The organism is Asaia bogorensis NBRC 16594 (assembly GCF_001547995.1).
Classification (GTDB): Bacteria; Pseudomonadota; Alphaproteobacteria; order Acetobacterales; family Acetobacteraceae; genus Asaia; species Asaia bogorensis.
On the sequence record NZ_AP014690.1, the window covers coordinates 2,671,404 to 2,698,041 of the forward strand.

At 58.8% G+C, this 26,638-nt stretch carries 15 protein-coding genes and 1 riboswitch; of the genes, 9 read left to right on the top strand and 6 right to left on the bottom strand.

The genetic code is table 11. The features are described from left to right. Positions 1–2: 2 nt before the first annotated feature. The 3 genes from Asbog_RS11735 to Asbog_RS11745 are packed head-to-tail and all read right to left on the bottom strand — an operon-like array spanning position 3 to position 6,372. Complete coding sequence (locus Asbog_RS11735) at positions 3–959, bottom strand: bifunctional enoyl-CoA hydratase/phosphate acetyltransferase (protein ID WP_062165970.1); 957 nt, start codon at positions 957–959, stop codon at positions 3–5. A gap of 59 nt (positions 960–1,018) precedes the next feature. Next, positions 1,019–4,642, bottom strand: a complete 3,624-nt coding sequence (gene nifJ / locus Asbog_RS11740; protein WP_062165268.1) for a pyruvate:ferredoxin (flavodoxin) oxidoreductase — start codon at positions 4,640–4,642, stop codon at positions 1,019–1,021. 23 nt (positions 4,643–4,665) lie between these two features. After that, positions 4,666–6,372, bottom strand: a complete 1,707-nt coding sequence (locus Asbog_RS11745) for an NAD(P)-binding protein (protein ID WP_062165269.1) — start codon at positions 6,370–6,372, stop codon at positions 4,666–4,668. Between the two features lie 385 nt (positions 6,373–6,757). On the opposite strand from Asbog_RS11745, the gene frc reads away from it, so the two are divergent. The 7 genes from frc (at position 6,758) to Asbog_RS11780 (ending at position 17,996) form a co-directional block, all read left to right on the top strand. Then, positions 6,758–8,068, top strand: coding sequence for a formyl-CoA transferase (gene frc, locus Asbog_RS11750; RefSeq protein ID WP_062165270.1), 1,311 nt, complete (start codon positions 6,758–6,760; stop codon positions 8,066–8,068). A 116-nt stretch (positions 8,069–8,184) separates the two neighbouring features. After that, entirely contained in the window at positions 8,185–9,918 is a 1,734-nt protein-coding gene (oxc, locus tag Asbog_RS11755; protein ID WP_062165271.1) for an oxalyl-CoA decarboxylase, read from the top strand. A gap of 9 nt (positions 9,919–9,927) precedes the next feature. Beyond that, complete coding sequence (gene yfdE / locus Asbog_RS11760; RefSeq protein ID WP_083510868.1) at positions 9,928–11,151, top strand: CoA:oxalate CoA-transferase; 1,224 nt, start codon at positions 9,928–9,930, stop codon at positions 11,149–11,151. Further along, positions 11,148–11,879: a YoaK family protein gene (locus Asbog_RS11765; protein ID WP_062165272.1), complete on the top strand. Its 732-nt coding sequence runs from the start codon at positions 11,148–11,150 to the stop codon at positions 11,877–11,879. The genes yfdE and Asbog_RS11765 overlap by 4 nt, the downstream gene beginning before the upstream one ends. Beyond that, positions 11,876–12,184: a GNAT family N-acetyltransferase gene (locus Asbog_RS11770; RefSeq protein WP_062165273.1), complete on the top strand. Its 309-nt coding sequence runs from the start codon at positions 11,876–11,878 to the stop codon at positions 12,182–12,184. The genes Asbog_RS11765 and Asbog_RS11770 overlap by 4 nt, the downstream gene beginning before the upstream one ends. Before the next feature lie 170 nt (positions 12,185–12,354). After that, positions 12,355–14,217, top strand: coding sequence for a hypothetical protein (locus Asbog_RS11775; protein WP_371861671.1), 1,863 nt, complete (start codon positions 12,355–12,357; stop codon positions 14,215–14,217). Between the two features lie 479 nt (positions 14,218–14,696). Then, positions 14,697–17,996, top strand: coding sequence for a TonB-dependent receptor domain-containing protein (locus Asbog_RS11780; protein ID WP_083511002.1), 3,300 nt, complete (start codon positions 14,697–14,699; stop codon positions 17,994–17,996). Positions 17,997–18,058: 62 nt separating this feature from the next. On the opposite strand, the gene Asbog_RS11785 is transcribed toward Asbog_RS11780, so the two are convergent. Further along, entirely contained in the window at positions 18,059–19,093 is a 1,035-nt protein-coding gene (locus Asbog_RS11785) for a HoxN/HupN/NixA family nickel/cobalt transporter (protein WP_062165275.1), read from the bottom strand. A gap of 154 nt (positions 19,094–19,247) precedes the next feature. Then, positions 19,248–19,462: riboswitch (cobalamin riboswitch) on the bottom strand. Positions 19,463–19,662: 200 nt separating this feature from the next. Here Asbog_RS11785 and Asbog_RS11790 point away from each other — a divergent pair. Both Asbog_RS11790 and Asbog_RS11795 read left to right on the top strand, forming a co-directional pair. After that, positions 19,663–21,033: an NAD-dependent succinate-semialdehyde dehydrogenase gene (locus tag Asbog_RS11790; RefSeq protein WP_062165276.1), complete on the top strand. Its 1,371-nt coding sequence runs from the start codon at positions 19,663–19,665 to the stop codon at positions 21,031–21,033. Between the two features lie 205 nt (positions 21,034–21,238). Continuing rightward, positions 21,239–22,102, top strand: a complete 864-nt coding sequence (locus tag Asbog_RS11795) for an SDR family oxidoreductase (RefSeq protein ID WP_062165277.1) — start codon at positions 21,239–21,241, stop codon at positions 22,100–22,102. Between the two features lie 293 nt (positions 22,103–22,395). Here Asbog_RS11795 and Asbog_RS11800 read toward each other — a convergent pair whose 3' ends face one another. Continuing rightward, entirely contained in the window at positions 22,396–24,486 is a 2,091-nt protein-coding gene (locus Asbog_RS11800) for a S46 family peptidase (RefSeq protein ID WP_062165278.1), read from the bottom strand. A 662-nt stretch (positions 24,487–25,148) separates the two neighbouring features. Then, entirely contained in the window at positions 25,149–26,591 is a 1,443-nt protein-coding gene (locus Asbog_RS11805) for a glycosyltransferase family 39 protein (RefSeq protein ID WP_146926510.1), read from the bottom strand. Positions 26,592–26,638: the final 47 nt, after the last annotated feature.

Below are 26,638 nucleotides of genomic sequence, written 5' to 3' on the forward strand. Positions count from 1 at the left end.
CTTCAGGCAACAGACAGACTTTTGAGATGTCGCGCATAAAGCGCGCAAAGGGCGGCTGAATCGAGCCTTGCCTCGATGGTATCGGCTCGGCTGGTCAGCAGGATGGGCACCTTGGCACCAAGCACGATACCGCCCGAACTCGCCTGCCCGAGAAAGCTGAGCGCCTTGACCACAATGTTCCCGGCTTCGAGATCCGGTACAACGAGGATCTGGGCGCGGCCGGCGACAGGTGAGGTCAGCTTCTTGATGGAGGCTGCCTGCGGGTCCACCGCACCATCCATTGCAAGCGGCCCATCGAGCACTGCTCCCGTTATCTCGCCGCGTTCGGCCATCTTGCTCAGGCAGGCGGCATCGAGCGTTCCCTGAATACGCGGATTGATGGTCTCCACAGCGGAAAGGATCGCCACACGCGGTGCGCCATAGCCAAGACCGTGATGCAGGTCGATTGCATTCTGCACGATGTGCTGCTTGGTTACGAGGTCGGGGGTAATATTGATGGCGGCATCGGTCACGAAAAGCGGGTCGGTGCGCCCCGCTACCGTGACCATGAACACATGGCTCATGCGCCGTGATGTCCGCAGGCCACTCTCCTGTGCAACGACACCGTGCATCAATGTGTCTGTGTGCAGGCTGCCCTTGGCAAGGCCCTGGACCTCGCCTGAATGAACAAGGCCAATCGCGACCTGCACGGCGCGCTCTGGTGTTTCGGCCTCGACAATCCGGCAGGACGCCACCGAAAGCCCAGCCTCCTGCGCCGCACTGGCGATAAGCGCAGGATCGCCTACAAGAACCGGCTCCAGCACGCCATGTCGTGCCGCCTCAATGGCGCCGGCAAGGGCATGTCCCTCACAGGGCCAAACAATCGCATAAGGCACAGCACCCAGCCCGGCAGCTCTGGCAATCATCCCGTCGAAAATCGTTCTGCGCGTGCAGGAGGCAGTGGAAAGTACTGTCGTCATCGCGCGATCTTCTTCCGGTTCGTTTGTCTGTCTGGTCTCAGGGGCGCAGGTTTGCGCGGTCACTGCACATCCTCCCAGTGAGGCAGGAAGCGCCTGCCATCACGTGAGGCCATGTCCTCATACAGGCGATAGCGTTCCAGCGCCGCGGCCTGCGCCTGATGCAGCAAGTGCTCCGCCTGCTCCGGATTGGTTCGCGACAGGGTTTTGTAGCGCAGTTCGCGATAGGCATATTCCTCGAACGGCAGACGCGGGCGTGTTGAATCGAGCTGGAACGGGTTGAGCCCCTCCTTGCGCATGGCCGGGTCGAAACGGAAGAGCGGCCAGTATCCGCTGGCCACCGCCCTGGCCTGCTGCTTCATGCCGTCGCGCATGTCGATGCCGTGGGCAATGCACTGCGAATAGGCAATGATCAGCGACGGACCATCATGAGCCTCGGCCTCGCGTATGGCCGTCAGAGCCTGCTCGGGATTAGCCCCAAGGGCGATCTGCGCCACATACACATTGCCGTAGGAGACCGCCTGCAGACCCAGATCCTTGCGCGGCACGCGCTTGCCGGAGGCGGCAAATTTTGCCGAGGCACCAAGCGGCGTGGCCTTGGAGGACTGCCCGCCCGTGTTGGAATAAACCTCGGTATCCAGCACCAGAATATTGACGTTCCGGTCCTGAGCCAGAACATGGTCGAGGCCACCATAACCGATATCGTAGGCCCAGCCATCACCGCCGATGATCCATACCGAGCGTTTTACAAGGTGATCGGCAACCGACAGCAGCATGACCGCCGATTTATCAGCAGATCCCTCGAGTTTTCCCTTCAGGGCTGCCACGCGGTCGCGCTGGATGGCATAATCCCATTCATCTTCCTGCGGGGCATCGAGCAAGGCATCGGCAAGATCGCCACCGATTGTGTCACGTAGGCCCGCAACCAGATCGCGCGCCAGTTCGGTCTGCTTGTCGATGGCCAGCCTGAAGCCAAGGCCAAACTCCGCATTGTCCTCAAACAGCGAGTTCGACCACGCTACGCCACGGCCCTGCGCATTCGCTTTCCATGGATGGGCCGGCGTATTACCCGCAAAGATGGCGGAGCAGCCTGTCGCATTGGCAATCTGAAGACGATCGCCGAAAAGCTGCGAGACAAGCTTGAGATAGGGGGTCTCACCACACCCGGCACACGCCCCACTGAACTCGAAAAGCGGCTCGAAAAACTGTACGCCTCGTACTGTGGTTGGGTTGACCTGGTTGCGATCCATTTCCGGAATGGTCTCGAAAAAGCTCATACCGGCCCGCTCACGGTCGAGCAGAGGCAGCTTTTCAGTCATATTGATGGCGCGCTTCTGGGTCTGGGCATCAATTGAGGGGCAATTATCCACGCACACGCCGCAACCTGTGCAGTCTTCAACATAAAGCTGAAGGGTGTAGCGCGTCTGCGGGTAACCACGGGCATTGATTGGCGCTGACCGGAAACCCGTAGGCGCCCCCTCCAGCCGGGCCTCGTCATAGGTCTTGGCACGTATCACGCTATGGGGGCACACGATGCTGCATTGTCCACACTGGATGCAGGAATCCGGCTCCCACACAGGGACTTCGATGGCGATATTGCGTTTCTCATACCGCGTCGTGCCCCCGGGAAACGTGCCATCAACCGGCATGGCACTGACGGGTATCAGTTCACCGCGCCCCGCCATAATCTCTGCTGTGACCCGGTGCACGAATTCCGGTGCCTCGGCGGGCACAATGGCAGGCATCGGGCGCGTTCCCTGTGCCTGCGCCGGAACGGATACCTCATGGAGGGCTGACAGGGCAGCATCAACCGCCTTATCGTTGAGGGCGACGATTTTTTCGCCCTTCGCGCCGTAGGATTTGCGAATGAAAGCCTTGATGGCGCTGATTGCCTCTGCTTCAGGCAGAACCTTTGCAAGATGGAAGAAGCAGGTTTGCAGCAGGGTGTTGATGCGTGGCCCGAGACCGATCTCGAGCGCGACACTGGACGCATCGATCACATAGAAGCGCAACTTCCTGGCGATGATCTGATCCTGAACCTTGCGCGGCAGGCGCTCCCAGACCGTGTCCGGACCGAAAGGCGAATTCAGAAGGAAAATACCCCCCGGATTGGCGGCACCCAGGATGTCGCGCCGAAACAGGAACTCGAATTTGTGACACGCGACGAAATCTGCATGCCGAATCAGATAGGGCGCGTTGATGGGGCTGGTGCCAAAACGCAGATGCGATGCCGTTTCTGCGCCCGATTTGTGAGAGTCATAATCGAAATAGGCCTGGGCATAATGCCCGTCGATTTCACCGATGATCTCAACGCTGTTCTTGTTGGCGCCCACCGTGCCATCCGCGCCAAGCCCATAGAACAGACAACGCGTCATGTTCCCGGGTTCGATATCGATCGTCTCGTCAAATTCGAGGCTGAGATTCGTCACATCATCGATGAGACCGACCGTAAAGACGGGGCTAGGGTCGGGCTTCGTCAGTTCGTCATAAACCGCCTTGACCATACCGGGGTGGAAATCGCGTGACGACAGGCCATAACGCCCGCCAATAACACGCGGCATGTGAGGGAATTTCCCCGTAGCCACCGCTTCGGCCAGTACACCCACGATATCCGCATGAAGCGGCTCCATCGGTGCCCCCGGCTCCTTGGTGCGATCCAGCACCGCAATGCGCTCCACTGTCGGCGGCAACGCTGCAAGAAAGGCTGCAGCGTCGAAAGGCCGGTAAAGGAGAACCTGAATGGCCCCCCGTTTCTCCTCAGGGTCGCGTTCGTTCATCCATCGCATCGTTTCGCGCACCACTTCGGCACCCGACCCCATCGCGATGATGACATGGCGCGCATCCTGCGGGCCGTCGTAACGGAACAACCCGTACTGACGCCCGGTCAGTGCGGCAAAGCGGTCCATGGCAGACTGCACGAGAGAAGGCGTACGCAGATAATAGGTGTTTACCGCTTCACGCGTCTGGAAATACGTGTCCGGGTTCTGCCATGTGCCACGAATGAACGGATTATCTGGCGTCAGCCCGCGGGCACGATGCGCGTGCACAAGCGTCTCGTCGATCATCGACCGGATCTGGTCATCAGGGACCAGTTTCAGCGAATTATACTCGTGAGAGGTCCGAAAACCATCCGTGAAATGGATGAATGGCACGCGTGAAGCGAGCGTGGCGGCCTGGGCGATAATTGCCAGATCATGTGCTTCCTGCACCGAGGCTGCACCCAGCTGGGCAAAACCTGTCTGGCGAACGGCCATCAGATCCTGATGATCGCCAAAAATAGACGACGCCCCGGCTGCAAGGGCGCGTGCAGCCACGTGCACCACGGTCGATGTCAATTCGCCCGCAATCTTGTACAGATTGGGGATCATCAGCAGCAAACCCTGCGAGGCCGTGAAAGTGGTCGTCAGCGCACCACTTTGCAAAGCGCCGTGCACACAGCCTGCCGCACCGCCCTCGGCCTGCATTTCCTGCACGATAGGCACATTGCCCCAGAGATTTTTCAGCCCTTCACTGGCCCAGCTATCGGCTGTCTCGGCCATAGGTGAGGAAGGCGTAATAGGGTAGATCGCACAGATCTCGTTCACGCGATACGCGACGTGAACAACAGCAGAATTCCCGTCCAGAGTGGTCATTTCACCAGGTTGGGGTTTGCCGGATTGTGGGGCGGTGTTTGCGTTATGGCTCATCGTCTTGTTCTCTTTTCCCGCCTTCAGGCGCGTACCACGAAGCGCTGCGGCGTTAAGGTGACCGCAGCCTCCGCGCACTCGGCATCATTGTGTTCAGGCGTCATCACGATGGCATGACACGGGCATTGTCCGGCGCAATCGCCACAGCCGGTGCACAAGGTCTCGTCTACGGCATAGCCCCTGCCCGGACCCAGTCGGGTGATGGCCTGCTCGGAGCAGGCAGCAAAACAATTATCGCACTCAAAACAGTTACCGCATGACAGGCAGCGCCCCGCCTCATGACGCGCCTGCGTCTCGTTCAGCCCCGCAATGATCTCCTCGAACCCCGTGCGAAGCGACGTGGGCAATTCGGCGCCCTCCTCGCGCACAGCCATCAGCAGGGCCGGCATGTGGAGCATGTCAAAGGTCACGATCTCGGCCGGCGCGTCGGGCACCGGTTTTTCTGCCCGCAAATAGGCATCAATCGCCCGGGCGGCCTTCTTGCCGTGGCCGGTCGCGGTGGTCATGGTGCGTGCTCCTCGCACACAATCGCCACCGGCAAACACGCCGCGTGCGCCCGTCATGAAAGACGGATCGATTTCCAGCCTCTCGCCCTTGTCAATCACGATATCGCTCATGTCAGAGCAGAGCGAGAAGTCACTATGCTGGCCAATCGCCAGAATGACGCTGTCAGCTGCCAGCCTCTCTCTATCCGGCGCGCGGCCATCTGCTGGTGGACGTATGGCACCGGTCTGCGGATCGAGTTCAACATGCTCGATCTCAACACCATCATGTCCATAATAGGTGACGACGCTGCAATAACGTATGGTGACACCTTCGGCCTCGGCGGCCTCGCGCTCCTCTGGCAGGGCGCTCATATGGGCCTCGTCCCGTCGATAGACCATAAAGACCTTCTCTGCGCCGAGACGGCGTGCCGTACGGGCGGCATCCATCGCGACATTGCCACCACCAACCACCACCACAGTACGGCCAAGCTCGGGCCGCTTTCCTTCACGCACAGCATGGAGAAGGTCGATCGCCTCGACAGGCTGATATCCCGCCTCGGTGGCCAGCGGCATGGTCAGGGCGCGCGCCGCGCCAACGCCCAGAAAGACAGCATCGAAAGCGCCTTCCTTCATGGTTCGAGCGAGATCCGTTACAGGCGCATTGCAGTGCAGACTCACGCCCGGCATTGACAGAACATCACCCATTTCACGTTCGAGAATATCCATCGGCAAGCGATACGCCGGAATGCCATAGGCCAGCATGCCGCCCGCGTGAGCCGAGGCCTCGCGAATTTCAACCTGATGCCCCTGCCGTGCCAGATGATAGGCACAGGACAGCCCCGCAGGCCCCGAACCAACAACAAGCACTTTCTTGCCCGTGGCAGGCTTACAGGCGACCCGCCAGTTTTTCTCGGCGGCCATATCACCCAGAAACCGCTCGACCTCATGGATCGCCACAGCGTCATCCATCTCGGCACGATTACAGCTGCTTTCACAAGGGTGATAACAGGCACGACCGTGAATGGCGGGGAACGGGTTCTCCGTTTTAAGCAGATGCCAAGCGGCCTCGTAGGCGCCGCTTTGTGCCAGAGCAAGCCACCCCTGGATGTTCTCCCCTGCCGGGCAGGCGTGATTGCAGGGCGGCATAAGCGATACGTAGTCAGGACGGCGTGACCGTACGCTTCCCACTCCGATACGTGTGCCGACATGCAGCGCCCGATTGAGTTCACGTAGCTTGAGCGCCATGGAAGAACCTCATTCTCTCTTCCGGCCAGACTGACCCCAATGACAGCATGGCTCGGGGGAATATCCTGCCAGGGAGAGGAACAAGGTAATCATTCCGCCTGCTCAGGTTACCGAGCGCTAACCTGGCGAAGGGCAACAGTCATTGAGGCACATCAATCCTTCGGCGGATTATTGAACAAATGAGCCTTCCTCATAAGTAGTTTCGATGATTTATGAGAAACTACCATAGTTCCCAAAGAAATGAAAAATATTCATCAAGTTTTATTGTGAGCACGCCCCTCGGGAACATACTTCACACCGACCGCGTAGCCCCCATATTGGGCTTATTCGTTCGATAAGCGCTTTCCGAAAAAACGATAAGAACAATCATAACGGAGTTGCCCTCGTGAGCACTGTACAAGACAACACAAAGCCGCTTGCCGGAATCAAGGTCATCGATTTCGGTGGTGTGCAATCGGTCCCTTCGGCTGCCCAGCTTCTGGCTTGGTACGGTGCCGATGTCATCAAGGTTGAGCGGACCGGCGTCGGCGATGTGACCCGCCGTCAGCTGCGCGACATCCCGGATGCCGACGCGCTGTATTTCACCATGCTGAACAGCAACAAGCGCTCGATCGAGCTCAACACGAAAACCCCCGAAGGACGTGAGGTTTTCGAGAAGCTCCTCAAATGGGCCGACATCCTGCTTGAGAATTTCCGCCCTGGCGCCATGGATCGCATGGGCTTCGGCTGGGACGTTCTCCATCAACTCAACCCGCGCCTGATTTACGGCACGGTAAAGGGTTTTGGCGACGCCTCTCCCTGGTCGCATATCAGTGCCTATGAAAACGTCGCACAATGCGCCGGCGGTTCGGCCTCGACTACGGGTTACTGGAATGGCGCGCCGCATGTGGATGGTCAGGCCCCCGGCAATTCGAATGGCCCGCTCATTTCGGCTGCGGCACTCGGTGACAGTAACACAGGCAATCACCTGCTGATCGGCGTTCTGACGGCCCTGTTTGCCCGCGAACGCAGCGGAAAAGGCCAGAAAATCAGCGTTTCGATGCAGGATTCCGTGCTGAATCTGTGCCGTGTCAAGCTGCGTGACCAGCAGCGTCTGGAGCGCGTGGGTTATCTGGAAGAATACCCGCAATACCCGGACGGGAAGTTCGGCGACACTGTGCCGCGCGGTGCCAATGCAGGCGGTGGCGGCCAGCCAGGCTGGATCCTGAAATGCAAAGGCTGGGAGACGGACGAGAACGCGTATATCTACTGCACCGTGCAGGAGCAGAACTGGGGGCCGACATGCGAGGCCATCGGCAAGCCTGAATGGGCCACCGACCCGCATTATTGCACGACCAAGGCACGTGAGACCCACATGTTCGAGATCTTCGCTGCCATCGAGGCCTCGCTTGCCGACAAGGATAAATACCAGGCCGTAGCCCATCTCTCGAAATTCCGTGTGCCCTGCGCACCGGTTCTGTCGATGAAGGAAATTGCCGAGTCCAAGGACCTGCGTGACGCCGGCACGATTGTCGAGGTCGAGCAGCCGGTACGTGGATCGTTCCTGACGATCAATCCGATCAAGTTCAGCGACTTCACTCCGGAAATTACCGCAGCCCCGCTACTTGGTCAGCATACGGATGAGATCCTTGCCGAGTTCGGTTATTCGGCAGACCAGATTGCCGATCTACGCTCGAAGAAGATCGTCTGCGCCTGACAGACTCACCGGAATGTCCTGAAACAGGCATTCCGGTCCTGATCGTCCCTCAAAGAATAGCAAGCCCTTTCTGCGCCGTCGCCTTTCGGAAATGGCGCAGGGAAAAGGAATGAGTCATGGCAGACGCCCCTTCGGCCGCCAACGCATCGGCACCCGCACAATCTCCCCTCGCATCCAGCACGGACGGCTTTCACCTTGTCATTGAAGCCCTGCAGCGCAACGGTCTGAACACGCTCTACGGCGTTGTTGGCATCCCCATCACGGATCTTGCGCGCCTCGCCCAGGAGAAGGGGATGCGCTTCATCAGTTTCCGACATGAGCAACCCGCTGCTCATGCAGCATCGATCTCGGGCTATCTTACCCGCAAGCCGGGGCTCTGCCTGACAACCTCTGCCCCAGGCTTTCTCAACGCCCTTCCTGCCCTCGCCAATGCCACGACCAATGGCTATCCGATGATCCTCATCAGCGGGTCCAGCGATCGTGCGATCGTTGACCTGCAGCAGGGTGATTACGAAGAGCTCGATCAGCTTGCCGCCGCCCGCCCCTTCGCCAAGGCCGCCTATCGCGTCAACCGTGCGGCCGATATCGGCATTGGGGTAGCGCGCGCGATACGCGCTGCGCTTTCAGGAAAACCGGGTGGTGTCTATCTCGACCTGCCTGCTGCCGTCCTGAGCGAGACGCTCGATTCAGAAACAGGTCAGGACTCCCTGATCACGGTTGTCGCTCCGGAATCGGCCCTGCCACCCTGCCCCGATGCGATCGCCCGTGCGGTTTCGCTTCTGAAACAGGCACGCAAGCCCCTGATCGTGCTCGGCAAGGGCGCAGCCTATGCCCAAGCCGAGGGGGTCATACGAGATCTCGTTGAAAGCACCTCCATCCCGTTTCTGCCCATGTCGATGGCCAAGGGGCTATTGCCCGATACCCACCCTGCCTCTGCCGCCACGGCGCGCTCGCTGGTTCTGGGACAGGCCGATGTGGTGGTGCTGGTGGGCGCACGCCTCAATTGGATGCTTGGACACGGCAAACCGCCGCAATGGTCGCCTGACGCACGCTTCATCCAGATCGACATCAACCCAGAGGAATTTGACAGCAACCGCCCTATTGCCGCCCCGCTGGCCGGTGAGCTTGGCCTGACGGTGCAGGCCTTGGCCACCGCCCTGAAGCAGGAGAAAATCTGCGCGCCGTCGGAATGGCTGGCTGCGATTGCGGTCAAGCGTGACACCAACACGCAGAAAATGACCGAACGTCTGGCCAACAAGACCACGCCGATGAACTTCTACACAGCGATTGGCACCATCAAGACGGGCCTGGAGGGGCGCGACATCGTACTGGTGAACGAGGGGGCCAACACGCTCGATATTACCCGCAACGTCATTGATATGGACAAACCGCGCCGCCGCCTCGACCCTGGCAGCTGGGGAACGATGGGCGTCGGGCTGGGTTATGCCATTGGCGCTGCCATCACCACAGGCAAGCCGGTCGTTGCAATTGAGGGTGACAGCGCTTTTGGCTTCAGTGGCATGGAGGTCGAAACGATCTGCCGGTACCGCCTGCCCGTTGTGATGATCGTGCTCAATAATGGCGGCATCTATCGTGGCGATGACATCAACCGCAGCGGTGGCACGGATCCGGGTGTAACGGTTCTGGAGGCCAATGGTCATTACGAGAAGATCATCGAAGCCTTCGGGGGCAAGGGATACTACGTGACCGATCACGAGGCGCTCTCGCGTGCGCTGGACAATGCGCTGGCCTGCGGTGGCCCTGCCATGATCACAGCCTCTATCGACCCGCATGTCGGTACGGAAAGCGGCCATCTGAGCAAGCTCAACCCCAAAGCCGGTTCAAAGTGAGGCAGCTCCATGGATGAAAATGTTCAAGGCAACACAGGGGATGTAGTCGCAGGTTCTGCAAAGGCACCCGTGACGGCGTCCCGTCCCCCCAGCGGCCCTTTCGAGGGGCTGCTGGCCATCGACCTGACCCACGTGCTGAACGGCCCGTTCGGCACGACGATTCTGACCGATCTGGGTGCGCGTACGATCAAGGTGGAAGCGCCGGGGCATGGTGACGATACGCGCACCTATGGGCCTTATGTCGGTGATCGTTCGCTGTATTTCTCCTTCGTCAACCGAGGCAAGGAGAGCATCGTTCTCAATCTCAAGGATGAGAATGATCGAGGCGTTTTCCTCGAGATGGTCAAGCGTGCCGATATCCTGTGCGAAAACTACCGCCCCGGTGTGATGGACCGTCTCGGCTTCTCCTATGAGACACTCTCTGCCCTCAACCCCAGACTGATCTATGCCTCCTCATCGGGGTTTGGGCATACCGGGCCACTCGCCCATTATCCGGCCTATGACACGATCGTGCAGGCCATGAGCGGCATGATGGAGGCGACAGGGTTTCCTGATGGTCCTCCCACGCGGGTCGGCGGAACGTCGCTGTCTGATTTGTGTGGCGGCACGTTCATGTTCTGCGGCATTGCCAGCGCGCTTTACGCGAGGGAACGCACCGGCAAAGGGGCGCATGTCGATGTATCCATGTTCGATGGCACGTTCGCGTTTCTGCAACATGCGCTCATGACATGGTCGGCTACGGGTGCCGCCGGGCCACGTATCGGCAATCGCCACCCATCCATGGCGCCGTTCGATGTCTACCGCACACGAGACAGCCATATCGTGATCTGCTGCGGCAATAACCATTTGTTTGGCGCCCTCTGCCACACGCTTGGCATCGAGGCTCTCACAGCGGACCCGCGCTTTCTGGACAATAGCGATCGCATGGACAATCTCGATGCGCTTAAGGAGGCCATCGAGGGGGCTCTCAAGCAAAACGACGCAGCCTTCTGGCTTGACGCCCTCGAAAAGGCTGGTGTCCCGGTCGGTCCGATGCTGAATGTCGCAGAAGCCGCTGCTCTTCCCCAAACAGCCGCCAGAAACATGGTGATTGATGCCGGGGGGCTGAAAATGCCGGGCAACCCGGTGAAGATCAGCGGCTATGATGATCCTCTGACACGCCCCGGTGCGCCGAGGCTCGATGAACACGGCGCAGCCCTGCGCGTGGAGTTCGCCCCCGGGCAGCCATCATGACCACCACAAACGTGACACTATCCACACCGGCCGCGCAGGAGGATTCTCTAGCCACCCTGCTGCGGCGCGTCTTCTGCCTGACCTTCGTTGTGGCTGTGGTGGAAGTCACGACCTATATCGATGTCGGCGGCATCTACCCCGGCATCATGACGGGTAATACCGTGCAGCTTGGCCGCGCTGTGGCACTGCATCACTGGTCAAATGCAGGTTCGATCGGCACGGCAGTGGGCCTGTTTTTTCTCGGCTGTATCGGGGCAAGCCTGATCAAGAAATTCCTCAGCTGGCCCTATTGGGGCCTCCTGATCATGGCTGCCATTCTTTTTATCGTCAGTTTCGTCCGGCTTTCCCCCGGGTTGCGCCTGCCGGTCGAATTGCCTCTCGTCGCGCTTGCACTGGGCATTCAGGGCGAGACATTGGCCAAATTTGGCGGGGTGTCGCTCCAGACGATTGTGGTGACAAACAACATCGTCAAGTTTTCCGAGGCTTTCACCGGGCGCTACCTTCTGCTCTGGCTCGGCCGCGTGAAACCGGATGGAAAAAGACCAGCCCTGAAGGAAGTGGCTCTGCCTGCCTGTTCCTGGCTGACCTACGTCTTGTCGGCGATGCTGGGGGCCTGGCTGGGACAGTTTACCAATCTTGTGCTGTTCCTCACCACGATCATGCTGGTCCTGACAGTGTGGGATCTGCATCGGGACTACAAAACGAGCTCATTGGAGAGAACGTCATGAAGGCAGCGCAGGACACACAAGGTTTCGGCTCCGGTCGCCTTCGTGACAACAAGGCGCTCAATCGCTTCGAATGGTCAGAAGCGGGCGAGACCAGTATTGTCAGTTATCATCACGACGGCTCTGTTCTGGTCCTGGATCACAGTTCCGTTCCTGAGGCTTTGGCCGGAAAGGGTATTGGATCGCGGCTCGTCAGGGCCGTGCTCGATCATCTCCTGACGACAGATCAGAAGATTGCCGTACGCTGCGATTTCATCAATCACGTCATCAATCGGCACGCGGCGTATCAGGCCCTTCTGCAGCGTTGAGCCGCGCCACCCGATGGCAAAAGGCCTGAGATAAAAAGAGCCTTGACGCATCGACAACAAGATTAGAAATCATAAATAATAATTACCGAAATCGTTTATTCTGTTAATGAGTTTACGCCCCTACCGAGGGTATAAAATCTAATAACAAGAATAACCAAGGCGAACTCAAGGTGAGCGAGCGTTTCAAGACTACCCTCAAACTCTCTCTGCTCGGCGTGAGTATTGGTACAAGCCTGACGCCCGTTGCGGCCCGGGCCTCGACAGATGATGATGAGCTTGCCTTGATCAAGGCGCAGATCCGCGATCTGGAAAACCGCGTCGTGAAGATAGAGCAACGCCGACAGGCCCGATCAGTCGGCAAACAGGGGGGGAGCCGCACCAGCCACCCCATACGCCAGGGTAGCGCCACCAGAGGCGCTAATCAGACCGCCTCCGCTCGAGCTGCAGGGTCCACCAGTGCCTCGCATGCCCTGAAAGCACCGCAGGCTGATACAGCCGGGATAAGGTCCGGTGCACCAGATACGCGCCTTGCCCAGGCCACATTGCCATCCGGTCGCGCCGCGGTGACCGAACCGACCAGCACACCAGGGAGCGCATCGGGAAGCGCCGGGTCCGCCATCGATCTGAGCTCATCGAGCCCTCTCGCCATTACCCAGACCTCCGTCGATCATCTGCCGCCTGTATTCAGCATCGGCAATATTTCGGTGCGTCTTGGCGGTTTCATCGATATGTCCAATATCTGGCGTGACTCTACGATCACCAGCGGTCCCGCCACGGCATGGAACAACTTCCCCTATGCCAACAGCCCAAATCACGGCCTGAGTGAGGAGCGGCTCTCGGCCCAGCTCACGCGTCTTTCTACCCTTCTGGAGGCCAATCCCACGAGCGATATCCGCCTGCAAGCCTATATCGAGTCCGATCTTGGCGGGGCGGCAGGGACGACTAACTCCGTACAGATCAGCGGCTATACGCCAAGGCTGAGGCAGGGATATTTCACTTTCACCAAGAAGGATTGGGGTTTCCATGTCCTCATGGGGCAGGCATGGAGTCTCTCGACAAACTACGCCAAGGGGGTCACCCCGCGCAGCGAACAATTGCCTGCCGTGACAGACAACAACCAGATACCGGGCATCACCTTCCTGCGCGTACCCCAAATCCGTATCGGCAAGGACTGGGGGAACAAATACTGGCTGGCTGTCTCGGTTGAAGACCCTCAGGCGACCATTGCCTATTCAGCCGATCTGGCATCGGGTGGTCGCTTGCCAGCGCTCAGGGGCTACACACAGGGGCCGCGCGTTTTCTATCAGAATACGGGCGGGTTGCTGCTCAACCCGAGTGCTGAATATACCGATAATCCGATCCCTGATGTGATCGTCAAGGGAGCCGTCGATACCAATCTTGGGCATTACGAGGTTTTCGGCCTCGGCCGCTGGTTCCGTTCGGTCATCCAGTCTCCCGGTGACGCCCGCAGCCACAAGGATACCAAATTCGGGGGCGGTGTAGGTGCCGGAATGACCACATCGCTGTTTACGCCGGACCTTCAGCTGACGGGGAATGTCATCGCGGGTCAAGGTATCGGTCGCTATGGTGCGTCCCAGCTTCCCGATGTCACTTTCAACGGTCAAGGCGGTCTCTCGCCCATCCCTCAGATCCGTGGTGCGCTTGGCCTGATCGGCCATCCGGATCCTTCGGTGCTGGTGTATCTCTATGGCGGTGTCGAGGCCAGCAGCAAAAGAAGCTATATTGCCGCCGACGGCATGCAATATGGCTATGGCGTCAATGACCATAACCTCGCTGGCTGCTCCATCGAGTTCGGAACATGCACCGCCCAAACCCGGACCCTGGCTTCCATGACGGCGGGGGGCTGGTGGCATTTCCTCGATGGCACTTACGGAAGCCTCATGGGAGGCGTGCAATATACCTATATCCGCAAATTTGCCTTTCGCGGGTCGGATGGCAAGGGCGGCTCGGTCTATCCAACCACCTTTGGCAATACCGTATACGTCACGTTCCGGTATCTGCCTTTCCAATAAGCCCCGTCGCAACGCCTGCCTTTGCAAATGGCAAGGGCAGGCTGACTTATCTGCGTAAAAACGAATTCCGCGATACGAAGCTGCAATGTGTCGCCCGGAGAGCCGCGCTCGCCTTGCTGCGATTGGAGACAAAGACACTTTGCCTCCCCCCCTGACTGCCGACATAGCGGGCGGGCGCCCTCGAATACCCTCCATGTCGCTGTTGGCCCATTGGAAACTTACCAACAATATCAATCACGACGGCACAATGTGTGATGCACTGTTGCGATTGTACAACAGCGTGACATATTCGCGGAGTATTACCGCGATACTTCTTCGCCTTTCGCCCATGGGGATAATAGTGGAGGAGAGCTCTCACCCGGTTGCCGCACGCAATCACCCGGCAAGGGCACTTGTGCCGCACGGTGTAGCGCAAGGAGAAGACAGACAAACGGACATGATGTGCCAGATAATGGCACACAAGCGATGGGGTGTTCTTGATGCCATTTCCCGCAAGGGTGAAGACAAGTGCTCTCACCCCCGCACGGTCATTGCGTCTCCTGCTTACCCTGACCGCCGGCACAATGGCCTTTGCCCCGCTTTCTGCCTTGGCGTCCGAAAAAGTCACCGGGCAATCCGGGGCAGGTTCGCAAGACAAGCAGACATCCCATCCCCTGCGGGAGCAGGCTCAACTGCGGCAACAGCCACGCGAGGCAGTGCAACCGACAAGCGAAAAACATCGCCTGTCCCCTTCCGGGCCCTCAAAACGCGACGCATTGGCTGTGGGCGCGGGGCAGAAAGCGTCCCCCGCAGAGACGATTTTCGTCACCGGCACGCGCCTGACGCAATCGCGTCTGACCAATGTCATGGCCGGATCGTCACTGAGTGGCGAACAGATTGGCCGCCGGAGCTATACCGATCTCGGCCTTGCGCTCTTGCGCGAAAACCCTGCCGTCAGCGTGCCTGACAATTCCTCACTCGGCACACAGAACATGTTTGGTGCCGGACAGTCCTTTGTGAGCCTGCTTAATCTGGGTTCGCAGCGTACCCTTACCCTTGTCGATGGCATGCGCATGGGCGGCGGGGCTACGGCTTCGATCTACGGTGTGGGATCGGGCTCACAGGTTGACGTGAGCACGTTGCCGACCTCGCTCATTAAGTCGGTGGATACCCGTCTGGGCGGTGCTGGTGCAGCTTATGGCGCTGATGCTGTGGCTGGTGTGATCAACTATACGCTCGATGACCACTACAAAGGTGTTTCGCTTGACGGTCAGGGGGGATGGACACAACAGCTCGATGCCGCCAGCGAGAAGATTGCATTCAAGGCCGGCACCGGTTTCGATCACGACAAGGGAGGGCTGGTCTTCGATGTCGAATATCGCAATCAGGCCGGTATCGTCGCCAGTGATCGCCCGGATGTGTTCGGCGCCAACGCGACTGTCTATCACCGGCCCGTACTGGGTGAAGCATCCCCTTACACCTATGTGTTGAGCCCTGACCTGCGTTTCATCCAGGCTTCGCTCACCGGTATGCCGTCCCTGACCGGCGCCTATGGCGACTTTCCCGTGTATGGCGGCAATTATGGTGCAACCTGGGCTGGGCTCGCTGCGTCCGGCATCGCCAATGCCAGTGGTGTTCCCCTGACCTTCAGCCAGAACGGCCAGTCGCTCGTGCCGCTCAACGCGGGGACCTTGCTCAAGGGTGACACGGCTCAGGCCGTTGGGGGCGATGGTATCTCCCTGCGCAACTACAACCAGATCGTCACGCCAAACGACAAGCTCAACCTGACCTTGCTTGGCCATTACGATTTTGATCCGCACATCCACGCCCGCTGGCAAGGCTGGTACGCACGCGGCAGCGCCGAAAACCAGGTAGGTCAGGGAACATGGAGCAGCACGCTTTTCAACGATGCGCTGACGGCGAATAATGCCGGGCCCTATAGCAGCAGCTATTATCAATACGGTGTCACGACTGGTGCTTTCGCCCTGAGCACCAGCAACCCGTTCCTCACAAGTGCCGAACAGAGCACAATCAAGCAGGCTCTGGCTGAAAACGGCCTGCCAACCGATACATTCTATCTCAACCGCCTCAATCAGGATCTCGATCAGGGCCTGTTTCGCACCACATCGCAGATGTTTCGTTTTCAGGGCGGGCTGAATGGCGATTTCCGGGCCTTCAACCGTCAGTTCAACTGGAAGCTGCAGGGCGAGTATACGCGCAATACCAATGCCACGACGGCCCCGTCGCTCGTTATTCCCAACCTTGTCAATGCGTTGAATGCTGTCACTGCTGCTGATGGCACAATCGAATGTGCTCCCGGCTACCAGAATGCCCCGATTGCCACGCGCAGCGCGGTATGTGCCCCGCTCAACCCGTTTGGCTACAACCAGATGACGCCGGCCGCGCGCGACTACGTCACAACGGAGTCACGCTCGACCAACCGCAACACGCAACGCGATCTGCAGGCCGAAATCAGCTCGACCGTGGCGACCCTGCCAGCAGGGGCGATACGGTGGGATCTGGGCTACGAACATCGACGCGAGGCCTATCATTTTGACCCCGGCGCCTATCTGCTTGGCTGGAAACAGGGCGATGGCAGCTATCTCCCCTACGGCAACAGCGCGTCGATCCCGTATACGGGCGGCGCTTATCATACGCATGAGGGCTTCGGCGAGCTCGATATCCCTCTGATCTCACCGGCAATGCACCTCCCGGGTGCCTATCATCTCTCCCTGACGGCCAATGGGCGCGTAACCTATAACAGTATCACCGGTACCTACTGGACCTATATGACCGGTGCGGCCTGGTGGCCCACACGCGATATCGGTCTGAGCGGCAATTACGCTCTATCGGTACGCAATCCCGGCATTGGCGAACTCTACTCCCCCCAATCCTCGACCTATCAGAACGGCGTCGATCCCTGTTCCGATACAGGCCTTGCGTCGGGCCCCAACCCGGCCCTGCGAGCCGCCAATTGCGCACGCGCCGGACTGCCTCAGAATTTCGTCTCGAACTTCAATTCCTACGGCGTCGAGGGTACAGCCGGAGGAAACCGGAATCTCTCTAATGAACGTTCCAAAAGCTATATGGGCAGCCTTGAATTCAGGCCGCATTTCATACGCGGGTTCGATGTCAAAGCCTCATTCGTGGATGTCAGGGTTGCTGATGCCATCACCTATCTGAGTGCCAATGATCTGCTCAACGCCTGCTATGACACCGGCATCTACCCGAATAATCGCTTCTGCTCGACATTCACCCGGGATTCATCGGGGCAAATTTCCTCTTTCCGCTCCGGCTACTATAATATCGCCAGCTACGAGACCCAGGCCCTTCAAACGACGATAGAGTATAACACTCCCCTCTCCCGTCTGGGTCTGCCTGAGAGTTCGGGGGCAATCGACCTTCGAGGCAACTACGTGCATTACGTCAAGAGCACGCGCAATTATGCCGGAAGCACCTATCTGCTTTCAGGTAATATTGCTGCGCCCAATGACAATTTCACGCTCAACACCACGTGGATACGTGGCCCCTTTAACGCTCAGTGGCAGACTATCTGGTATGGCCCGAGCCTCGTGGCCCTTCAGGTGCCGACCACGCGTTATGAGGGCAACAAACGCCCGGCCTTTGCCTATTTCAATCTCTCACTCGACTATGCCGTAACCGAGCATTTCTCGACCAGCTTCGTGGTGAACAACATCACCGACGCCCTGCCACGCGATGCAGTCATCTATAGCGTGGGCCGTTATTACGAGGCGCTTATCGGTCGCGCCTTTCAGATGCGCATTGGCGCCCATTTCTGAACGCAACGCCCGCTGGTGGTTGTACTCGCGACCGCCGGCGCGCCGAGACCGTAAGCCCTTCGTCAGTTTTTGCGCCGTGCATCGACCCGGCTGAAAATCAGAGACAGCATCCAGGCCAGCACGAACAGCCCGATCACGATAAACCCGATCTGGTTGAAGCTGTCGCTGACAGTGGCCACCATGCCCCAGAACCGCCCTTCAAAACCGATCTGATCACCCAGCAGGCGCAGCGTTTCGATACTGCCAATCCCGACAGCCACGATCACCGAGATCAGGGTAATGATGATGTTATAGCGCAGCTTGCGCAGCGGATCGACAAAGGCCCAGCGATAGGCCCCGAGCATGAGAACACCATCTGCCGTATCGACAAGGGCCATGCCCGCAGCGAACAGGGCAGGAAAGATCATGATCGCCGCAACCGAAACACCCCGGCTCGCCTGTGAGGCAGACAGCCCCAGAAGCGAAACCTCTGTCGCGGTATCGAAGCCGAGGCCGAACAGAAAGCCAAGCAGCACCATATGCCAGCTGCGCGAGACCAGTCTGAACAGCGGATAGAGCAGGCGCGACAGCACTCCGCCCCGGTTCAGAAGCGCTTCTGGGTCGACCTCCTCGATCGCCCCGCCTGCCCGTATGTGACGCCAGGCGCGCCAGGCGCCGCGCAGGACAATGAAATTCGTGATGGCCAGGGCAAACAGGAAGCCGGCCGAAACAAGCGTGCTGGCAATGCCACCGATATCACGCCATGCACCAAAACGATCCTGCATCGCCTGTGACAGCAGCGCCGTGCCCAGCGCCGCCAGCACAACGATCAGGGAATGACCGATGGCAAACCAGAACCCCGTCAGCAAGGGCTGACGCCCCATCTGGATGAACTTGCGCGTGACGTTGTCAATCGAGGCGATATGATCGGCATCGACAGCATGACGCAGGCCAAAACCATAAGCCAGCAGGGCATTGCCAAGCAGCAAGGGCCGATCGCGAAACATCATGAAGGTCCAGACCCAGAGCGCCATATTGGCCATAAGCAGGCCAATCCCCAGCAGGGAAATGCGCCAGCGCAGCGACGGCGGAGACACCGGCAAGGTTTCAGCGCTCATCTCTGGCTCCCTCTGTGCCCGATCAAAGATCCCCGATGAGGAAGCAGTTCAGGCCTGACGGCATTTCGTGCGCGTCGCAGCACGTCAGAAGGCAGGGTAAACTCGTTCACGAGAAGGGCTCTCCGCAACAACCGGATCATCCCGTCCGGTCTGGCCGTCAGACATGACAAGGGCAGGTCTCCTGGCTCACGGTTCATCGCTCCCCTGCCCCTTCCCGGATGACCTGCACCCAGTGGTTCCGGCAGGGCGCTCACCGCTCACAGTTGCGGGGACAGCTGCCGCCTCGCGCCCGATCCTCTCAGGATCAGCTAGCCCGTCCGACATTCCCTTTTCACTCACTCGCGCAAGACCCTCGACGGGCTCGACCCTACCGTCTCAACCAGGCGAAAGCCAGCGTTCAGCGGCCTTTATGCGGGTGTTTCTTCCATGCCCAAACCGTGCGTTTAGGGGGTTACCCAACCGATATTGCCTCCCCTTTGAGGGAAACCATGCGCCTTTCTAGGCATTTGTTCGACCGTGACTTTGGTTCGGCCATGCGCCGGACACCAGATAAACGGGAGCAGAAAACGATGAGCGCCTATCGTACGATCAACCCCGCCACAGGCAAAACCGAGCGCGAGTTCGACCTTCACACCAAGGCGCAGGCTTTTGAAAAACTCGACGCCGCCCATGAATTTTACAGAAGTGACTGGCGTCATCGCAGCTTTGCCGAGCGCAAGGCCATCGTCAGCAAGGCGGCGCAGATCCTTGAGCAGAACAAGGAGAAATACGCCCGACTGATTTCCATCGAAATGGGCAAGGTTCTGCCCGAGGCCATTGCCGAGACCGAACTCTCTGCGAAGATCCTCGCCTATTACGCCGAAAACGCCGAGAAATTCCTAGCCCCGCGTGAGATCCCTGTCTCGGAAGGTCGTGCGACGGTCCTCAGCCAGTCTCTGGGTGTCATCTACTGCGTCGAACCCTGGAACTTCCCTTACTACCAGCTCGCACGCGTGGCAGGTCCCAACCTGATGGCCGGCAATGTCGTGCTCGCCAAACATGCACCGGGTGTGCCGCAATGCGCCCTCGCTTTCGAGGCGCTGTTCCTCGAAGCCGGGGCACCCAAGGGAGCCTGGACCAATCTGTTCATCGACAATGATGTGTCGGAAGAACTGATTGCGCGCCCTGAAGTGCGTGGCGTGGCCCTGACCGGCAGTGAGCGTGCAGGCAGCGCTGTCGCCGCACAGGCTGGCAAGGCCCTGAAAAAGACCACGCTCGAACTCGGCGGCTCCGATCCGTTCATCGTGCTCGACGATGCCAATCTCGACGAGGTCATCCCCCGTGCCGTGGCAGGGCGCATGTCCAATAACGGTCAGGTTTGCACCGCCGCCAAGCGCATGATCGTTCATGAATCGCTGGCCGACGAATTCGTGCGTCGCCTCTCCGACGCCTTGGCCGAATTCCGCTATGGTGATCCGCTCGAGCAGGGCGTCACTCACGGCCCGATGAGCAGCGAAAACGCCATGAAGCTCGCACTGAGCCAGGTCGAAAAAGCAGTCGATCACGGGGCAAAGCTTGTCACCGGCGGCAAGAGGCTCGATCGCGAGGGCTTTTTCATGCAGGCGGCCCTGCTGACGCATGTCACCAAGGATAACCCGATTTTCTACGAGGAAATCTTTGGGCCCGCCGCCATTGTCTACCCGGTGGCCGATGACGACGCCGCCATCGCACTTGCCAATGACTCTCCGTTCGGTCTGGGCGGTTCCGTTCATACGGCTTCGGTCGAGCGTGGTCGCAAGCTCGCCGAGCGCATTGAAACCGGCATGGTGTTTATCAATGATGTGACGGGCACCGCCCCGGAACTGCCATTTGGCGGGGTCAAGAACTCCGGTTATGGCCGCGAACTTTCCTCCAACGGGATCGAGGAATTCGTCAATCACAAGCTGATCCGCTCAGCCTGATGAAAACCGGCCTGTCACGATCGTCCACCTGATCCGTGACAGGCCCTCAGGATGCCCTGTGCAAGGCCTTACGAAAGCCCATTCCTGACCTTGTGAGCGCCGCGACACGCTTTGCCATGAAACTAAGGCTCACATTTTCGCGATGAATAGGGTGCAACGCACAGCCCGCGGCACTTGACCGCCGTCCGGAAAACGGAGCCTCATCATGACCGATTACGCAAAGCCCCCCTTTGATACCCCCCTTCAGGATCGCATCCCGGGTCAGACCAAAGCCATGACGCCCCTCCCCGATCATGGTGAGGAGAGCTACGAGGGCTCAGGTCGCCTCGCGGGCAAGATTGCCCTCATCACAGGTGGCGATTCAGGCATAGGCCGTGCAGTCGCAATCGGGTTTGCGCGCGAAGGCGCCGACATCGCGCTTTCCTATCTTGACGAGGAAGCCGACGACGCCGCGGAAACAGCTGCCTGGATCGAAAAGGCGGGCCGCAAGGTGCTTCTCCTCCCCGGCGACCTGAAGTCACGCGAGATCTGCAAATCCGTGATCGACCAGACAGTCTCGACCTTCGGCCGGATCGACATTCTGGTGAACAACGCCGCTTTCCAGATCGAACGCCTCGCTCTTGAGGACATCTCGGAAGATGAGTGGGACGATACGTTTGCCACCAATATCGGCGCGACATTCCGTCTGACCCGCCACGCTGTTCCCCATATGAAGCGCGGCGCCTCGATCATTCATACCATCTCGGTCAATGCAGACAGCCCCAAGCCGCGCCTGCTTGCTTATTCCGCCACCAAAGCCGCCATTCAGAATTTCAGCGGCGGACTTGCGCAATTGCTTGGTGAGAAGGGTATTCGCTCCAACACCGTTGCCCCGGGCCCGATCTGGACACCGCTCATTCCTGCCACCATGCATGGCGACCACGTGCATGTCTTTGGCGAGGATACCCCGCTGGGCCGCCCTGGCCAGCCTGTCGAACTGATCGCACCGTACGTCATGCTGGCCAGCGACGAAGCCAGCTATATCTCGGGTGCGACCATCGCCGTGACGGGCGGCACGCCTGTCATCTGAGGGATAGGTGGGGCCTTGCCCCACGCCCCACCAAAGGGCCGTCGCCCTTTGGGAACCCCGGATGTTGGAATTATCCAGAAGAAAGCTCTGGCTTGGGCTGCCGCCACACGCGGCATTGCGGTGATGCCGCAATCTGGGCCAGAGGCTCGTACTTGAGGTAACTTTACCTCATCGACAGCCGCGATGGCATCGCCGCTCCAGAACCCACACGAATGGACTAGAGGAGGTTTTTCCCTCCTCAGGAAGGGGGAGCGCCATGCGTTACCCCCTTCCTGCACTGATCCAACCGAAGATCAGCGATGACCGTTGGTCAGCTCATCGGCGAGTGTTTTCTCGTTATAGACCACTCTGAGCGCGGTGATGATGGCGCTCGTATCGGTCGCGACAGCGCGGTTATTGCTGATGTCGTAATAGAGATCACCCGCAAGGCTCGGCAGATTACCATCGAAGATCAGGCCGACAGCCTTACCTTCGCGATTGATGACCGGAGAACCGGAGTTACCCCCCACAATGTCGTTGGTCGAAACGAAATCGAGATGCGTTGCCAGATCCAGATTGGCCTTCGCGTCCAGCCAGCGCTTGGGCAGAGCAAAAGGCTCACTGCCGGTGGCGTGTCGATACATACCCGCAAAATCCGTGAAGGGCGCGACATCCGTGCCATTCTTGCGCCAGCCCTTGACGGTGCCATAGGACAGGCGGGGCGAGAACGTGGCGTCGGGATACAACGCATCGAGGCGATTTTCAGCCTTGGCCTGAGCGAAGCGCGCACGGGCAATATCGCCCTGAGCCTTGTGCAGCGGGGCGGAAACCTCGTCACGCATACGATCATGAAGTGACGCATAATCGGGATAAAGCTTGCGGGCAAAGACGATCAGCGGATCGGTCGAGGCTTCGATGGCCTTGAGACCTCCTTTCCACAAAGCGAGACGCTGTGCCGGATCAGACAGATGCGTCCCCTTGATAAGGCGCGCCGCCACATCTTCCGGTGCATCATTGCCAAGGGCGAGATGGACAAGGCTGTCATCGGCACCAGCCATCTGACGCAGGCTGGTCAGGCTGAGTGCCAGCGAAGCAGTTTCAAGATCCGGATAGAAAGGCTCTTTCGCACCAAGGCTGGTCTCGATTTCGCCAAGCTGGGCGTCATGGAAGCCCGCATGACGCTTGGCGTCGGGCTTGGCCCGCTCATGGGCCCCTTCCACCAGGGTCATGACGTCATCAAGGAAACCACGGAAAACCATACCGATGGCCAGATTACGCGTGAACAGATCCTTCTCAAGCGCAACAGCCTTGTCCACCATGGCGAAAGGCTGGCCATAAGCAGCACGACGCGCCGGGTCGGCATCGATCCAGCGTTGCAGGGCGGCATCCTCTTTCGCACGTCGACTCACGATATCGCCTGACTGAAGTGCTGCCTGAGTGCCGGAATAGGATTTCAGACCGTTCTGGATACCGAACAGCGTATTTTCCGCCTGCTTAGCGTGATCGGCGCTTTCACGGCTATATTGCCACAGCATCCCCTCACGCACGGAAAGCATGGCGATGATTGCCGGATTGGCGACATCACGCTGGAATGCAAGGGCTGCAGCAGGCAGCCCGCGCTGCGTGCGCCCCGGATTGCCGGAGGTGAAAACAAGATCATCCGCCTTGGGGCCGTTCGGATCGAACTGCAGGAACGGCGTGTTCACCGGCTTGCCGCCCTCATAGACGCGCAGCATCGACAGATCGATATCGTAGCGGGGATAGTCGAAATTATCCGGATCACCGCCAAAGAAAGCGATCCCCTGCTCGGGGGCCATCACCACGCGCACATCGTTGTAGCGGCGATAACGGTAAAGCGCGGTCTGCCCACCATGATAGAGCGAGACCATGTCGCAGCGCCAATGCGCGTCGTCACCGCCCACGCAATCCTTGGTCAGCTTGCTTTCCACTTCCTGCAGGGCTGCCGAATAGGCGGCCCCCTGTTTGCCCTTGGTGGCTTCTGCCACAGGGGCAGACACATCTTTCATGGTGTCGAGGCGATCGAGCTCCATACCGGGGCACTGGCGCTCATCGGCGAGGTCCTTCGTGTAGAACCCGTCGCGGAAATAGTCGTGATCCTTGTCAGACAAGGCGGCAAGGCATGAATTGGCGCAATGATGATTGGTCATGACCAGACCGTTGCCTGACACGAAGGAGGCAGAGCATCCCTCGGCCAGACGTGCCGAGGATTGCACAACGTGCTGGATCCAGGCGGCATCAGGCTTGAAATGATAGGTCTTCTGCAAAGTCGCGTTGGGCAGATGATCGAATGTCCACATGCCCTCATCGGCGCGTGCAGCGTCCGCAAGCGTTACGGCACCGAACAGGGCCGAGGAGAGGAAAAGCGATAGACGGGCACGGGTCATGGGCAGCAGCTCGGCTCTGAATGATGATATAATGTATCAATCCATAACCTACGCCATTTTGCAAATCCGAAAATCAGCACGGTGACCTTGTCCAGCAGCTCTGGCTGGCCGTCGCCAGCGTGCCACACGCTTAAACCCATCGGGGCAGCGGAAAAGACGCCAGCTTGCGAAGGGGCTATTCCCCAGAGGCTCAAATTGCAAAAATCACGCTGTGAAATGAGAATTAGGTCTCTTACCGTCGCGTTGAGATGCGTTCCCCGAAGGAGGCTGCGGTAATCGTACCAAACGTACAGTCAGGAACCTTGAGGCCTTTCCACGCCGCGATCATCCGACCGGTGCGATCAGACGGGAGAAAAGCGCCAATTCATCTGGCGTCGCAGGCTCATTTAGCAGCCTGACATGGGCAGCCATGATTGCCGGGGCACGAACAGGCAACTTACGACCCGGCCGATCCTGAACCCGTTCTGGTACAGCGTAAAGATGCGTACGAAAAGGCGCGTCATGTAGCGGGAACGTCGCGCGGCATGAAGGTTCGAGGCAATCGCCCAAATGCCTGTCCCTGGTCGATCTGTGGCACGGGGACGGACGCGATTGGCCACGTCTCTCATTATTCGATCGGAACGATCACGACACCCACGCCCCGAGGTTTGACAAAAGGAAGGTCACTCTGACTGTGGGACAGGCGCAAGCGCAGGATGAGGGGGGAGCACCCCCTTGCTCCGTTTATAAACCGACAGCATTCTGCGATGGGGTCGCGAAATCCAGCTGTAGGTCCTGACATAATCCCGGGAGAGCGCGTCATACAGCGCCTTGCGCACATTCCGGTTTTCACCGGCAGCTTCCGGCTCCTGGCTGATGATATATGCAGGTTCCTGCGTCAGAACGGCATGCAGCTCCGCGAGAGGGTCCATGCCCGTTGCACCGGCTTCGCGCTCGAGCCCGAAATGGGATGGAAATGGATGCGACGTCAATCGGCAATATGGCAGGGCATCATAGAGCGCAACGGGACCGTTATAGATAAAAAGGCAACCTGATTTTCCGTAATCCACACTTTTCTCGAGCGCCAGGAAAAGCTCTTTTCCACCACTCGATCTCAAATGCTTCCAGGTACTCAGCTGCGACGCCACCAGCCCGAGAATTGCCATAAGCCACGCCAGATTGCGACCGGATTTCCTGTAGAACAGCGGGGCAATCTGGATGGAAAAGGGTACGAGGAGCGGGAGGATATAATGGATGTACCAGGTGCCAAAAATCACGAACGCACCGAACGCCACCATCGCCCACATAGTCAGAAACAAGACGTAAGGTGTCTGTTGTGCAGGATAGCTTCTTCTAAATAGAAAATTCACGCCCATGACGATGAAAAACGGCCCCAGCAAAGGCAGAAGCTTGATCAGTCTCTCCGAGATAATCTGATGACTTTCGGTCGCACGCAGAAACACCGAAGAAATATTGGAGAACAGCCACTCATGCCCATAACCGCTCATTATATAGAAAAGAGCAGAGGCAATCGTGGGTAATACGGCAACGAAAACCCATATGGCAGAGTCAGCAATGATGCTTCTGGGGGCACTCCCTGATCTTATTTCCTGATATATCAGATATAGACCAGCAAACATCCCTTCGAAGACAACGGTATATTTTATCTGAATAGCCACCCCTAAAAGGAGCATGATCAGGATGCCGAGCGTTCTGCGGCGTTTTCTATCATTCCCCTCGAAATCTTGCAGGTGATCCAGAAGAAGGCACATCGCGCCAGCGACCAGGAGATTATAGAAAATGGGCGATTGGCCACCTTCGCCCTGTGCCAGAGTGGGCCAAATCTCATAGATGAGCGCCGCAACCAGCGCTCCGCTGGCGGGAGCAATCCTCGACGCCATGCGCCGTATCAGTAGCGCCGTGCCCCACAGGGCGAGCAGTGCCCCGATCTGGTAGGCGATAACCCGATACGCCCCGAATAGATGAAAAACGGCGTAGAGCAGAAACAGGCCAATTGGCTTGCGGTCCCAGAAGTCGACATAGGGCAGATAGCCTTGCAGTAACCGCCCCCCTCCGAAGAGATAGAATTCCTCATCCCATTCAAGGATGGGGTTCCCCAATGTCATGAACCGTATCATCAGGGCCGCGAACAGCAGAAAAAAATGCGGATAAT

Coding starts and splice junctions, on each gene's coding strand:
- Asbog_RS11735 (WP_062165970.1), bottom strand. CDS start 959: ATGACGACAGTACTTTCCACTGCCTCCTGCACGCGCAGAACGATTTTC.
- nifJ (WP_062165268.1), bottom strand. CDS start 4,642: ATGAGCCATAACGCAAACACCGCCCCACAATCCGGCAAACCCCAACCT.
- Asbog_RS11745 (WP_062165269.1), bottom strand. CDS start 6,372: ATGGCGCTCAAGCTACGTGAACTCAATCGGGCGCTGCATGTCGGCACA.
- oxc (WP_062165271.1), top strand. CDS start 8,185: ATGGCAGACGCCCCTTCGGCCGCCAACGCATCGGCACCCGCACAATCT.
- yfdE (WP_083510868.1), top strand. CDS start 9,928: ATGGATGAAAATGTTCAAGGCAACACAGGGGATGTAGTCGCAGGTTCT.
- Asbog_RS11765 (WP_062165272.1), top strand. CDS start 11,148: ATGACCACCACAAACGTGACACTATCCACACCGGCCGCGCAGGAGGAT.
- Asbog_RS11770 (WP_062165273.1), top strand. CDS start 11,876: ATGAAGGCAGCGCAGGACACACAAGGTTTCGGCTCCGGTCGCCTTCGT.
- Asbog_RS11780 (WP_083511002.1), top strand. CDS start 14,697: ATGCCATTTCCCGCAAGGGTGAAGACAAGTGCTCTCACCCCCGCACGG.
- Asbog_RS11785 (WP_062165275.1), bottom strand. CDS start 19,093: ATGAGCGCTGAAACCTTGCCGGTGTCTCCGCCGTCGCTGCGCTGGCGC.
- Asbog_RS11790 (WP_062165276.1), top strand. CDS start 19,663: ATGAGCGCCTATCGTACGATCAACCCCGCCACAGGCAAAACCGAGCGC.
- Asbog_RS11795 (WP_062165277.1), top strand. CDS start 21,239: ATGACCGATTACGCAAAGCCCCCCTTTGATACCCCCCTTCAGGATCGC.
- Asbog_RS11800 (WP_062165278.1), bottom strand. CDS start 24,486: ATGACCCGTGCCCGTCTATCGCTTTTCCTCTCCTCGGCCCTGTTCGGT.
- Asbog_RS11805 (WP_146926510.1), bottom strand. CDS start 26,591: ATGACATTGGGGAACCCCATCCTTGAATGGGATGAGGAATTCTATCTC.